Source organism: Marinobacter pelagius, from assembly GCF_900114925.1.
GTDB lineage: Bacteria > Pseudomonadota > Gammaproteobacteria > Pseudomonadales > Oleiphilaceae > Marinobacter > Marinobacter pelagius.
The window spans coordinates 1-12,259 of record NZ_FOUR01000005.1; the positions used below are offsets into that span (position 1 = coordinate 1).

12 protein-coding genes are annotated in these 12,259 nt (G+C 59.9%); 6 read left to right on the forward strand and 6 right to left on the reverse strand.

Annotation, left to right across the window (positions count from 1 at the left end; all coding sequences use genetic code 11):
* Nucleotides 1-44: 44 nt before the first annotated feature.
* Nucleotides 45-1,414 (forward strand): IS3 family transposase gene (locus BM254_RS10950; RefSeq protein WP_091999048.1). Its coding sequence is split into 2 segments (ribosomal slippage): nt 45-522 and nt 522-1,414, totalling 1,371 coding nucleotides; the frame shifts between segments, so codons are not numbered across the junction.
* A gap of 100 nt (nt 1,415-1,514) precedes the next feature.
* On the opposite strand, the gene BM254_RS10955 is transcribed toward BM254_RS10950, so the two are convergent.
* From BM254_RS10955 to BM254_RS10975, 5 genes are all read right to left on the reverse strand, one after another.
* Nucleotides 1,515-2,312 carry an undecaprenyl-diphosphate phosphatase gene (locus tag BM254_RS10955; protein ID WP_092003164.1) on the reverse strand — a complete coding sequence of 266 codons (798 nt, stop codon included), beginning with the start codon at nt 2,310-2,312 and terminating at the stop codon, nt 1,515-1,517.
* Between the two features lie 128 nt (nt 2,313-2,440).
* Nucleotides 2,441-3,505 (reverse strand): ACR3 family arsenite efflux transporter, encoded by a 1,065-nt coding sequence (gene arsB, locus BM254_RS10960; protein WP_092003167.1) that lies wholly within the window; start codon nt 3,503-3,505, stop codon nt 2,441-2,443.
* A 7-nt stretch (nt 3,506-3,512) separates the two neighbouring features.
* The gene (arsH, locus tag BM254_RS10965; RefSeq protein ID WP_092003171.1) at nt 3,513-4,229 is read right to left on the reverse strand and encodes an arsenical resistance protein ArsH; all 717 of its coding nucleotides are present in this window, start codon (nt 4,227-4,229) and stop codon (nt 3,513-3,515) included.
* A 29-nt stretch (nt 4,230-4,258) separates the two neighbouring features.
* On the reverse strand, nt 4,259-4,489 hold the full coding sequence (locus tag BM254_RS10970; protein WP_092003175.1) for a thioredoxin family protein: 231 nt from the start codon (nt 4,487-4,489) through the stop codon (nt 4,259-4,261).
* A 30-nt stretch (nt 4,490-4,519) separates the two neighbouring features.
* Nucleotides 4,520-5,842, reverse strand: a complete 1,323-nt coding sequence (locus BM254_RS10975) for a permease (protein WP_092003178.1) — start codon at nt 5,840-5,842, stop codon at nt 4,520-4,522.
* A gap of 133 nt (nt 5,843-5,975) precedes the next feature.
* Between BM254_RS10975 and BM254_RS10980 the strand changes: the two genes are divergently transcribed.
* Genes BM254_RS10980 through arsJ form a run of 3 tightly spaced genes read left to right on the forward strand, consistent with a single transcriptional unit; the run spans nt 5,976 to nt 8,981 of the window.
* The gene (locus BM254_RS10980; protein ID WP_092003181.1) at nt 5,976-6,740 is read left to right on the forward strand and encodes a metalloregulator ArsR/SmtB family transcription factor; all 765 of its coding nucleotides are present in this window, start codon (nt 5,976-5,978) and stop codon (nt 6,738-6,740) included.
* Between the two features lie 40 nt (nt 6,741-6,780).
* Complete coding sequence (locus tag BM254_RS10985; protein WP_092003185.1) at nt 6,781-7,785, forward strand: ArsJ-associated glyceraldehyde-3-phosphate dehydrogenase; 1,005 nt, start codon at nt 6,781-6,783, stop codon at nt 7,783-7,785.
* A 2-nt stretch (nt 7,786-7,787) separates the two neighbouring features.
* A complete protein-coding gene (gene arsJ / locus BM254_RS10990) occupies nt 7,788-8,981 on the forward strand; it encodes an organoarsenical effux MFS transporter ArsJ (protein WP_092003189.1) in 1,194 nt (397 codons plus the stop codon).
* A 7-nt stretch (nt 8,982-8,988) separates the two neighbouring features.
* Here arsJ and BM254_RS10995 read toward each other — a convergent pair whose 3' ends face one another.
* Nucleotides 8,989-9,615: a porin family protein gene (locus BM254_RS10995; RefSeq protein WP_092003193.1), complete on the reverse strand. Its 627-nt coding sequence runs from the start codon at nt 9,613-9,615 to the stop codon at nt 8,989-8,991.
* A gap of 169 nt (nt 9,616-9,784) precedes the next feature.
* On the opposite strand from BM254_RS10995, the gene BM254_RS11000 reads away from it, so the two are divergent.
* Both BM254_RS11000 and BM254_RS11005 read left to right on the forward strand, forming a co-directional pair.
* Nucleotides 9,785-10,969 carry an MFS transporter gene (locus BM254_RS11000; RefSeq protein WP_092003196.1) on the forward strand — a complete coding sequence of 395 codons (1,185 nt, stop codon included), beginning with the start codon at nt 9,785-9,787 and terminating at the stop codon, nt 10,967-10,969.
* A gap of 14 nt (nt 10,970-10,983) precedes the next feature.
* Nucleotides 10,984-12,123, forward strand: coding sequence for a tRNA-queuosine alpha-mannosyltransferase domain-containing protein (locus BM254_RS11005; RefSeq protein ID WP_092003925.1), 1,140 nt, complete (start codon nt 10,984-10,986; stop codon nt 12,121-12,123).
* Nucleotides 12,124-12,259: the final 136 nt, after the last annotated feature.

Below are 12,259 nucleotides of genomic sequence, written 5' to 3' on the forward strand. Positions count from 1 at the left end.
TGAAGTGACCCCCGAAAGTTGGACACCGACTTTCGAGGGGTTACATGAAAAGAACCTACAGCAAGACCTTTAAAATACAGGTGGCGCGGCTCTATCTTGAGAATGAGATCAGCCTTCACCAGGTCGCCAGACATTACGGTATTGATTACTCACTGGCCCGGCGCTGGGTTGCGAGGTATCGGCTCCATGGTGCCAGTGGGCTTGAGGCGGCAACCAGGCATCATTACAGCCCATCGTTCAAGCGTCAGGTCATCGAATGCGTGGCCAGAGAAGGCTTGTCAGACCGGCAAGCCGAGGCGCGGTTTAATCTCCGAAGCACCGGACTTATTGGCAAATGGTTGGTGCAGTATCATAGTGGTCAGTTAACAAAGCCATGTCCCGAGATCGAGCGAGCTGCCCCGATGGCCAAAAAGTCTGTCCAACGCCCACCGGTTGATGCGCCAGAACGCACCATGTCACAGGAGGAGCTGCTCGAAGAGCTGTTGTACCTGCGAGCGGAGAACGCGTACCTAAAAAAGCTGGATGCCTTGATCCGGGAAGAGAAAGCCGCAGCGCGAAACAAAAAGCGGAAGCGGTCCAAGGGTTAAGGCGCGAGCATTCCCTGCCACGGCTGCTACGGGCAGCCGGGCTGTCCCGCAGCACGTTTTATTACCAGCTCAACGTGCTTCAGGCGGGAGATAAATACGAGCCCTTGAAGGCTCGCATACAGGCGATTTACCGCGATCACCAGGGGCGTTATGGGTACCGACGCATTACCGCTGCTTTACGCCGGCTGGGTGAGAAGGTAAACCACAAAATCGTTCAACGGCTGATGCAGCAGCTGGGACTTAGATCCAAGGTTCGGGTGAAGCGATATCGCTCCTACCGTGGCCCTGTGGGCAAAAAGGCACCTAACCTGCTGGCCAGGGACTTCCAGACCGCCAGTCCCAACACGAAGTGGGCGACGGATGTTACGGAGTTCAAGGTGCAAGGGCGCAAGTTGTATCTGTCGCCCGTGATGGACCTGTTCAACGGTGAAATTCTGGCCTACGAACTCAGTGAGCGGCCCGTACTCAAGATGGTTACCGGGATGCTCCAGAAGGCCTTTGGCCGACTGAAGGGCGACGCCAAACCGGTGGTGCATTCAGATCAAGGTTGGCACTACCAGCACCCAGAGTATTGCCGGATGCTCTCAGACCAAGGGCTAGTTCAGAGCATGTCCCGCAAGGGCAACTGCCTCGACAACGCCGCCATGGAGAGCTTCTTCGGCACACTGAAATCCGAGTTCTACTATCTGAACCGGTTTGATAGCGTGGAGCAATTACGGCACGGAATTGAGCAGTACATTGACTACTACAACCGCCACCGAATCCGGCTGACCTTAAACGGCCTGACTCCGGTGGAGTACAGAGAACAGGCTGCCGTGGCAGCCTGATTAAACTGTCCAGGTTTTGGGGGTCACTTCAGTTTGGCTCCGCGGTAAAACCGGGGTCAGATGAAAGCCTTCATCTGACCCCATCTTCAACCCCGTCAACCTACATCAGCACCGCGTAAATCACCCCTGCCAACACAATCCGATAGATCACATACGGCCACATCCCCACCGTGTTCAGCCACTTCAGGAAGAAGTGAATGGCCGTAATGGCCATCAGGAACGAAGTCACTCCACCAATCAGGAACCCGCTCCAGTCCACAATTACATCGGAAGTCGCCACTTCCAGCAGCTTCACCGCCGAGGCCAGCACGATGATGGGAATGGCCAGCAGGAAGGAGAACCGGGAGGCGGTCTCCCGGGTCATGCCCAGGAACAGGCCGGCGGTGATGGTGACGCCGGAGCGGGAGGTGCCGGGTACCAGGGCCATGGCCTGGGCGATGCCGACCAGGAGGGCGTCTTTCCAGTTCAGTGAGTCCAGGGTACGTTGCCGTTTCGGCAGCCAGTCGGCAATACCGAGCAGAATGCCGAACACCAGGGTGGTTACGAAGATCACCGAGGCGCCCCGGAGTTCATTGTCGATCATGTCCAGCAAGGCCAGTCCGGCCAGGCCCGCCGGGATGGTGCCGATCACCAGGTACCAGGCCAGGGCGCCCTGGCCGACAATCCTGCGCTGAGCCATGGAGATCAGCCCGTCTCGGGCGATGCCGAACACATCCCGGCGGAAGTACAGTACCACCGCCAGGAGCGTGCCCACGTGCACTGATAAATCAAACCCCACACCCTGATCGGTCCAGCCGAAGAAGGCCGGTGTCAGGATCAAATGGGCGGAGCTGGAAATGGGCAGGAATTCGGTCAGTCCCTGGAGAAGGCCAAGGAACAGCGCCTGGAAAAGATCCATTCTGTGGGTTCCGTTCGGTTCAGTGCTTCAAATGTGGGCGGGATATTAGCAGGGTGGCGATGGGCTGAACAGATTGCCGGGCTGATACCAGCGTCGGACACCGATGCTCCGGCGCTGGTATCCGCGTTTCACGCAGGGAAATGGTCCCGGGTCTTGTTGGCGATGCGTACGAGAACCAGCATCAGCGGCACCTCCACCAGCACCCCGACCACCGTTGCCAGCGCAGCCCCTGACTGCAGTCCGAACAGGGCGATAGCCGCGGCCACGGCGAGCTCGAAGAAGTTGCTGGCGCCGATCATCGCGCCGGGGGCGGCAATGCAGTGGCGCACTTTCCACAGCCGGGCCCAGCCATAGGCCAGGAAAAAGATCAGGAAGGTCTGCACGACCAGCGGTACGGCAATCAGCGCAATGTGCAACGGATTATTCAGGATCACCTCACCCTGGAAGGCGAACAGTAACACCAGCGTGACAATCAGGGCCGCCGGCGTCACCGGTCCCAAACGCTTCATGAACACCTCGTCGTACCAGCGCTGGCCATGGCGGGCGATCAGGGTGCGTCGAGTGAGGTAGCCGGCGGTTAACGGGATCACGATGTACAGCACCACCGACAGGAGCACGGTATCCCAGGGCACCTGAATGTCGGAAATGCCCAGCAGGAACACCACAATGGGCGCGAAGGCAAACAGCATGATGATGTCGTTCAGGGACACCTGCACCAGGGTGTAGGCGGCATCGCCTTTGGTGAGGTAACTCCAGACAAACACCATGGCGGTGCAGGGTGCCGCGCCCAACAGAATCGCGCCGGCCAGGTATTCGCTTGCCAGCTGAGGCGAAATCAGCGGCTCGAACACCACGGTCAGGAAAAACCAGGCAATCGCAAACATGGTGAACGGCTTGATCAGCCAGTTCACGGTAGTGGTGATGGCGAGTCCTTTGGGCTCTTTGCGAACACCGACAACGGCACTGAAATCAATCTGCGCCATCATCGGAAAAATCATCGCCCAGATCAGGATGGCGATGGGGATGGATACCTGGGCGTATTCAAACCGGGACAGGGTTTCCGGCACAGACGGGGCCAGTTGCCCCAGGGCCACGCCGGCCACAATCGCCAGTGCCACCCATACCGACAGGTAGCGCTCGAAAATCCCCATGCCGCTGGATGAAGCTTCAGCGGTCAGTTCGTTACTGCTCATGGCACCCTTAAATGGAACGTTGGTTCACGCGCTTGGACAAGGCCTCTGCGCTTTCCTTGCGCTCAGAATAGCGGTCTGTCAGGTAATCGCTGCGGTCCCGCACCAGCAGGGTAAACTTCACCAACTCTTCCATGACATCGACGATACGGTCGTAGTAGGCCGAAGGCTTCATGCGGTTGTTGTCGTCGAACTCCATGAACGCCTTGGGCACCGAGGACTGGTTCGGAATGGTGACCATGCGCATCCACCGACCCAGCACCCGCAGCTGGTTGACCGCATTGAACGACTGGGAGCCACCGCACACCTGCATCACCGCCAGAGTCTTACCCTGTGTCGGGCGAACAGCGCCAAGCGACAGGGGAATCCAGTCGATCTGGGTTTTCATGATCCCGGTCATGGCCCCGTGCCGTTCCGGCGAGCACCACACCATCCCCTCACTCCACTGAACCAGTTCCCGCAGTTCCTGAACCTTCGGGTGGGAGGCGTCCTCGGCATCGGGCAGGGGCAGGCCGCGCGGATTGAATACCCGGGTTTCCGCGCCCATTGCCTCAAGCAAGCGGGCCGCTTCTTCCACCGCCAGACGGCTGAACGAGCGCTCCCGCAGGGAACCGTACAGCAGCAGAATTCTCGGCCGGTGGCTTGAAGGCGCTGCGGCAAACAGGTCGTCGTTGGTGGGGGCCCGGAACAGCCCGGATTCAATGTTTGGCAGATCAGATGGAGTCATGGTCAGCGTCAGGTTTCCTGTAAACGGATTCAGCTCAGAAGTTTCTTGATGTCGTCGGCACTGGCCACTTTGCCTTCCACGGCAATCTCGCCGTCCACGGCCAGGGCGGGCGTGCGCAAGACGCCGGCATCAATGATGTTGTTCACGTCTGTCACTTTTTCCACTTCGTAGGTCAGCCCGAGTGCCTTGGCAGCTTCCTCGGCGTTCGCGGTCAGTTGGTTGCACTTGGCACAGCCACTGCCATAAATGGTGAATTTCATCGTTATCTCCTTCGTTTATCCGCGGCAGGTCTATACCCACCAGTTTCCGTAAATAAAGCCGGTGATGGTGGCCATCACCACCACCAGGGCACAGTACACCAGGGTTTTCCGGGTACCCAGAATGGTCCGGATCACCAGCATGTTCGGTAACGACAGGGCCGGGCCCGCAAGCAGCAGCGCCAGTGCCGGTCCCTTGCCCATGCCGGAGCCGATCAGGGCTTCGACAATAGGTACCTCGGTCAGGGTGGAGAAATACATCAGGGCGCCCAGCACGGAGGCCAGAATCGTGGAGAGCAGGGAGTTGTCACCCACGGCAGCGGCCACCCACGCCGAGGGAATCATGCCTTCATGGCCCGGCCGGCCCAGGGCGAAGCCAGCCACAAACACCCCGGCCAGCAACAGCGGCAGGATCTGCTTGGCGAAATCCCAGCTCTGAAGCGGCCACTCCCGGTCTTCATCCCGCATGGTGGCGATCAGCATCAGTCCACCAATGGCGATCACGAAAGGCAGTTCCGGCATGGTCGGAGCCACGGTGGCCGCGATGGCAACCGCCGCTGCCAGAATCAGCAGCTGACGGGGTGGCCAGTGCCAGCGCCAGACCAGCAGGACGCCAAGGGCAGCGCCAAGGGCAGCGGTGATCGGCCATTTCAGGTCGTAGATGGCCATCCAGGCGCTGCTGTCGGCCGCAGCCCAGTTGGCAAACACCAGAATGCCCACCATAAGGGCAAAGAACAGGGTAATGATGCCCACGGGTTTGTCAGCGTCATCGCCGCCAAAACCCCGGGCGTTGCTGACGGAGCGTTCGGCTTCCTCTTTGCGGTAGATCAGGTGCATGATCGCGCCGATGACCACGGCAAACACAATGGCGCCAATGGCCCTGGCCAGGCCGATTTCGGCGCCCAGTACCTTGGCGGTGACCACGATGGCCATGATGTTGATGGCGGGGCCGGAGTAGAGAAAGGCTACGGCTGCGCCCAGGCCCGCCCCCCGGCGGTAGATGCCACCGAACAGCGGCAGCACGGTGCAGGAACAGACAGCCAGTAAGGTGCCGGACACTGATGCCACACTGAACGCCACCGGCTTGGAGGCGGAGGGGCCGAGATAACGCATCACCGAGCCCTGGCTGATATAGACCGACATGGCACCGGCAATCAGGAAGGCCGGCAGCAGGCACAGGATCACGTGTTCCTGGGCATACCAGTTGGTCAGCCGGAAAGCTTCCAGCACGGCGTTATCAAACCGCTCGGTCCCGGCGGGCATAAAGAAGATGGCCAGAAAGGCGAGGATCATGAAAACCAGCAGGTTGCCTTCCCGCTGATTGCTTCGATAAATCTCCAGCAGTCTTTCTGTCATAGCCCTTTCCGGTGTCCTTTGACTGGTTATCCCGCGCTGGCCGCAGGGTGAGTTACTGTCTTTACTCTGTCACACTTGAAGGCTATTATCGCAAAAACTGAATATATGGCAAATCGAATATGCGGAATTTCGTATGAAAAGAAAAGTCCTGTTTGTCTGCACCGCCAACAGCGCCCGCTCCCTGATGGCGGAAGCTCTGCTCCGGAACATGGCCGGTGACCGGTTCGAGGTGGCCAGTGCCGGTACGGAGCCTTCCCGGCCCCATCCTCTGGCGATACAGGTATTGCAGGAGGCCGGCATTCCGACTGGTGGGCTTTACAGCAAGTCGCTGGCGGAGTTGCAGGGACAGGACTGGGATTACGTGATTACGCTGTGTGAAAAGGCCGCCCGGGAGTGCATGTTGGTGGCTTCCGGAGCTCAGCAGATCGCCTGGGATTTTCCGGACCCGGCCGAAACTAACCGACACGCCACCTTTGCACTGACCCTCAAGGAACTGAAAGAGCGCATCGGCCTGTTCACCCTGGTTCACCAGAAAGAAACCGGCCTGAATCCGGCCAGTTACAACCCGGTGACCATTTTCAAGGCGATGGGAGACGAGCTTCGCCTGGCCGCGCTGTTGCTGATCAAGGACCAGGAAAAGCTGTGCGTGTGTGAACTGACCGAGGCCTTTGAAGTATCCCAGCCAAAAGTCAGCCGCCATCTGGCCTCACTCCGGGATGCCGGCCTGCTGGAAACAGAACGCCGGGGTCAGTGGGTTTATTATTATCTTAATCCGGGGCTGCCAGAATGGGTTGCACGGGTTTTGAATGAAACCGCACTGAACAACCTGGAATTGATTGAACAGCCACTGGCCAGATTACAGGCCATGGCGGATCGCCCGGTCGTACCGTGCCCCTGACTATCCACGGACAGATTAGCCAACGCGCAAGGAGAACATCATGAGCAAGATCAAGGTAGGAATTAACGGATTTGGCCGCATCGGCCGGCTGGCGTTGCGTGCGGCCTGGGAGTGGCCGGACATGGAATTTGTCGCCATCAACGACCCGGGCGCCGATGCCGGCACCCTGGCGCATCTGCTCAATTTTGACAGTATTCATGGCCGCTGGAGTCATGAGGCGGCTGCGGACGGTAAGGATATGGTCATCGAAGGCCAGCGCATCCGGGTGACCCATAACAAGGGCATTGATGAGACCGACTGGTCCGGCTGCGATCTGGTGATCGAGGCTAGCGGCGTCAACAAGAAGGTCAGTGTTCTGCAAGCCTATCTGGACCAGGGCGTGAAGCGTGTTGTGGTCACTGCGCCAGTCAAGGAAACGGGCGCCAAAAACATCGTGCTGGGTGTGAACGACGGGATTTTTGACCCGGCCAATGACCGGATCGTCACCGCCGCTTCCTGCACCACCAACTGCCTGGCGCCGGTGGTGAAGGTGATTCACGAGAAGCTGGGCATCAAGCATGGCTCCATCACCACCATCCACAGCCTGACCAATACCCAGAACATCATCGATGCGCCCCACAAAGACCTGCGCCGGGCCCGGGCCTGTGGCAGTTCCCTGATTCCCACCACCACCGGCTCGGCCACTGCGATTATCGAGATTTTCCCGGAACTCAAAGGCCGGCTCGATGGCCATGCCGTGCGGGTACCGCTGACCAATGCCTCGCTTACCGACTGCGTGTTTGAGGTGAACCAGCCCACCGACAAGGAAACCGTCAACAAGCTGTTGAAGGAAGCGGCGGAAGGCGAGCTGAAAGGCATCCTCGGTTACGAAGAGCGACCATTGGTGTCCATCGATTACAAGACCGACCCGCGATCTTCCATCGTCGATGCCCTGTCCACCATGGTGGTTAACGGCACCCAGGTAAAAATCTACGCCTGGTACGATAACGAATGGGGTTACGCCAACCGCACGGCGGAACTCGCGCGCCGGGTGGGCTCTGCCTGATCATGACGGCCGCCATCCGACAGTACCTGGTCATCACCGGCAATTACTGGGCTTTTACCCTGACGGACGGTGCCCTGCGGATGCTGGTGGTGCTGCATTTCCACCAGCTCGGCTACTCGCCTCTGGAAATCGCCCTGTTGTTCATCTTCTACGAGTTCTTCGGGGTGGTGACCAACCTGGTGGGCGGTTACCTGGGCGCCCGCATGGGCCTGAACCGCACCATGAACATCGGGCTCTTCCTGCAGATCGTGGCACTCGCCATGCTGGCGGTACCGGCGGCGATGCTCACGGTGCCCTGGGTGATGGCGGCGCAGGCGCTGTCCGGGATTGCCAAGGACCTGAACAAGATGTCCGCCAAGAGCGGCATCAAGTTACTGGTGCCGGATGAGCAGCAAGGCACCCTGTACAAGTGGGTGGCGATTCTCACCGGTTCCAAGAACACCCTCAAGGGTGTCGGTTTCTTCCTCGGTGGTGTGCTGTTGATGGCGGCCGGCTTCAAGGGCGCGGTGATCCTCATGGCGGTTGCGCTCGGGCTGGTGTGGCTGGCCAGCCTGTTCCTGCTGGGGCAGGACCTGGGCAAGAGCAAGGCCAAGCCGAAGTTCAGCGAGATCCTGTCCAAGAGTCGGGCGATCAATGTCCTTTCGGCAGCCCGCATGTTCCTGTTCGGCGCCCGGGATGTGTGGTTTGTGGTGGCCCTGCCGGTATACCTGCACACGGTCTTCGGCTGGGACTTCTGGAAGGTGGGCGGATTCATGGCCACCTGGATTATCGGCTACGGCTTTATCCAGACCATGGCACCGCGCATCACCGGCCATGGCGAAGGAAAACGGTCGGCAGTACTCTGGGCGGCGGCCCTGGCCCTGATTCCCGCGGCGATTGCGATTGGCCTGGCAGCGGGTTGGTCACCCCAGACTGTGATTGTCGGTGGCCTGCTGTTGTTTGGCGTGCTGTTTGCGATCAACTCTTCCCTGCACAGCTATCTCATCGTTAGCTATGCCCGGGGCGATGGGGTTTCCCTGGATGTGGGGTTCTATTACATGTCTAATGCCGCTGGCCGGCTGCTGGGAACGATTCTGTCCGGGTGGGTCTACCAGGCCTGGGGGCTGGAGGTCTGCTTGTGGATATCATCGGGTTTGGTGGCCATGGCAGCGCTGCTGTCGCTGATGTTGCCCGAGCGGCGGCTCGTGACAGCCTGAGCGGGCCTCAAAACCGCATGGCCAGCCCTGCGCCCGCTTCCACCTGCAAGTAGCCGCTGCTGTCGAATCTGAGTTCGCAGCCACCGGAGCAGAACGCGGAGCCTCCCGAATTCAGGGCGGTGTAAACACCGCGCAGATCCAGCCTGAGGCGCAGCTGGTCAGTCAGAAAAAACTGATAACCACCACCAAGAGACAGGGCGGCTCGGTGGTGGGTTTCGTACCCCGAGTCGTCCGGTTCGAGCCGGGTAACCCCGAGCACACCAGAGACAAATCCACCGTGATTCTTGCCACCCGGGAAATACAGTCCGCCGAACTGGAGCTGGTAAATCGTCAGGTCAATGGACTCCACGCTGGGTGCGAACAGGCCATTGTCCAGCCTGGCTGAGGTGCTCTGCCGACCGAAATAGAGTTCTCCCTGTTTGCCGGGCTCCGGCAGATCAAAATTGACCACCAGGCCCTGGCTGGCGGAATCCCGGAAGTCGATCTGGTCTGAGGTGCTGGCGCCGGCGGTCTCGATATTCACCGAACTACTCATGCGAAAGCCTGCAAACGGCGCAAGGCTAATGTCCGCTGCGCCCGGAGTCGGTGCCAGGGTCAATGCGAGTAGCACAGCCAGGGGAATGTGGAGATTCATACTGTGACTCCGTTGCTGGGTGGCTGGAGGTTGGGCGGATTCCGTGTAACGATATTACCATTGCAGAGCCGCAAGCCTTGCCAGTATCTACCAGGCACCAAAGTAGCATGGGCGAAGTACGCTTCCCGACGCTAGGCTTTGCTCACCGCTTGCATAAAAGACAACAATAATGATCGACCTGCTAAAACGTTACCCCTTACCCGTCATTGTCCTGGCCCAGCTTTTCGGTACTTCCCTCTGGTTCAGCATCAATGGCGTCTGGCTGTCTCTTTCGGCCCAGTTGGGGCTGACCGAAACCGATCTGGGCCGGCTGACCCTGGCAGTTCAGGCCGGTTTTATCACAGGTACCCTGACCATCGCGGTGACCGGTCTGGCGGACCGCTTTGGCGCCAGCCGGATTTTTGCCCTGTCGAGTCTGCTGGGGGCCCTTGTTAATGGCGGATTTGTCTTTGCAGCCGGGCAGCCACCCCTGGATTTCATCCTCCGATTCGCCACCGGTCTCTGCCTGGCCGGTATCTATCCCCTGGGCATGAAGCTGGTGATTGCCTGGACCCCGAAGTACGCCGGTGCAGCGCTGGCTTGGCTGGTGGGCATGCTTACCCTCGGTACCGCCCTGCCACATCTGATGCGAGGGGCAACGCTGGGCATGCCGTGGGAGCTACCGCTGATGGCGGCCTCCTGTCTCGCACTGGCCGGCGGGCTGCTGGTTTTCCTGCTGGGCGACGGTCCGCACCTTCCGAAAAGCAGTGGCCGTCTGCCCCTCAGCCAGGGACTGGCGGCCTTGCGTATCCCGAGATTCCGGGCAGTGGCCGGCGGTTACTTTGGCCATATGTGGGAACTTTACGCCTTCTGGACGCTGACGCCCCTGCTGATCGGCCGGGAACTTCAGCGCCTAGGGCAGGGCGAAGCATTGGTTCCCTGGCTGTCGTTCGCGGTGATCGGCATTGGCGCCGCCGGTTGCGTCGGTGGAGGTCGACTCAGTCGAACCCTGGGTAGCGAGTGGGTGGCCCGGCGGGCGCTGATGGTGTCAGGGGCTGTCTGTTTTCTGTATCCATGGTTGAATGGGCTCGCCCCGGTCTTGCTGATCGCGTTGCTGGTTGTCTGGGGGATTGCGGTGGTTGCAGATTCGCCGCAATTCTCGGCCCTGGCTGCGGCGACAGCGCCCAAGGAATCGGTGGGGTCCTCACTTGCCGTCATGAACGCCGTCGGGTTCGGGCTGACCCTGCCCGCCATCTGGCTGACCAGCGGATTATGGGGCCAGTTGGATGTCTGGGTGGTGCTGCTCCTATTCCCGGGGCCTGTGCTCGGATTGTGGTCGCTGTCCAGAGCGCGACCTGACGTTAAGCCTGGTTAATGGGTGTGAGCCTGATGAAGTCCGATACGTCCAAGCCAAGAGTGCTGGTGCTGTCCGGTTACGACGCCGCCAGCCATATGCGCTGGCGTGAGCAACTAGCGGCACTTTTGCCGGACTTCCACTGGCACGGCCTGGCATTGCCTCCGAGGTTCTTCCGCTGGCGCATCCGGGGCAATCCACTGAGCTGGCTTAATGAGCCGCTCCTGCAGGAACGCTGGGATCTGATTATCGCTACATCGATGGTGGATCTGGCCACCCTGCGCGGTCTGCACCCGCACCTGGCCAGTACGCCCTGCCTGCTGTACATGCACGAAAACCAGTTCGCCTTTCCGGTATCAAGTGGTCAGAACAGCAGCGTCGATCCACAGATGGTGAACCTCTACAGTGCGCTGTCTGCCGATTGTGTGGTGTTCAACAGTGGCTGGAACCGGGACAGTTTTCTGGACGGTGTCGATACGTTCGTCCAAAAACTGCCTGACAGAGTGCCCGAAGGGCTGATCGAAACTTTGCGTGGTAAGTCCCGGGTGATCCCGGTGCCGATTGAAGACCGTCTGTTTGCCGATGAACGGGATGCGGTGAACTGGGCCCGGCCACACCTGCTCTGGAACCATCGTTGGGAATACGACAAGGGGCCGGATCGCCTGTTGAAATTCCTGCAGGTGCTCGACAAGCGCTCGGTACCGTTCCGGCTCAGCGTTGTCGGCGAGAGTTTCAGGAATCAGCCACCGGCATTCGGCCGAATTCGTGAGGCGTTTGGTGACCGGATAGAGCAGTGGGGGTTCCTCGAAAGCCGGGACGACTACGACCGGTTGCTCCGCCGGGCGGATATTGTCCTCTCCACGGCTCTGCATGATTTCCAGGGGCTGTCGATGCTGGAGGCCATGGCCTCCGGGTGCGTGCCCCTGGCCCCGGACCGGCTGGCCTACCCGGAGTATGTGCCGGACCTCTGCCGATACCATAGCTACGAACAGGCTGCTGATACTGAAGCGGACGCCGCGGCAGACGGCCTGGAACGACTGATGCGATGCCGGCCAAAGCCCTCCGGGCCGGAAGCCTGGCGGGCGTCGGTGCTGGCAGGACAGTACCAGACTCTCTTTGATGACCTGATCCATGCCGGGAAAACCGACCTTACTTTTCAATCCCGGCTCTGCTAGACTTCGCGCCCTCTTTTCGGCCGATGCCTGATTTTCATCAAAGATACTGAAACCAGACTGTGACGATCCTTCCACCCTAGCATTCAGACTTCCCTTCTCCCTCGATACTCCAGCAAGGCTTGAGCATCCAGCCGGT

Bases quoted from the DNA above. Each gene is read 5' to 3' on its own strand.
- BM254_RS10970 (WP_092003175.1), bottom strand. From the start codon at position 4,489: ATGAAATTCACCATTTATGGCAGTGGCTGTGCCAAGTGCAACCAACTG.
- BM254_RS10955 (WP_092003164.1), bottom strand. From the start codon at position 2,312: ATGGATCTTTTCCAGGCGCTGTTCCTTGGCCTTCTCCAGGGACTGACC.
- arsJ (WP_092003189.1), top strand. From the start codon at position 7,788: ATGACGGCCGCCATCCGACAGTACCTGGTCATCACCGGCAATTACTGG.
- arsB (WP_092003167.1), bottom strand. From the start codon at position 3,505: ATGAGCAGTAACGAACTGACCGCTGAAGCTTCATCCAGCGGCATGGGG.
- BM254_RS10985 (WP_092003185.1), top strand. From the start codon at position 6,781: ATGAGCAAGATCAAGGTAGGAATTAACGGATTTGGCCGCATCGGCCGG.
- BM254_RS10975 (WP_092003178.1), bottom strand. From the start codon at position 5,842: ATGACAGAAAGACTGCTGGAGATTTATCGAAGCAATCAGCGGGAAGGC.
- BM254_RS10995 (WP_092003193.1), bottom strand. From the start codon at position 9,615: ATGAATCTCCACATTCCCCTGGCTGTGCTACTCGCATTGACCCTGGCA.
- arsH (WP_092003171.1), bottom strand. From the start codon at position 4,229: ATGACTCCATCTGATCTGCCAAACATTGAATCCGGGCTGTTCCGGGCC.
- BM254_RS10980 (WP_092003181.1), top strand. From the start codon at position 5,976: ATGAAAAGAAAAGTCCTGTTTGTCTGCACCGCCAACAGCGCCCGCTCC.
- BM254_RS11005 (WP_092003925.1), top strand. From the start codon at position 10,984: ATGAAGTCCGATACGTCCAAGCCAAGAGTGCTGGTGCTGTCCGGTTAC.
- BM254_RS11000 (WP_092003196.1), top strand. From the start codon at position 9,785: ATGATCGACCTGCTAAAACGTTACCCCTTACCCGTCATTGTCCTGGCC.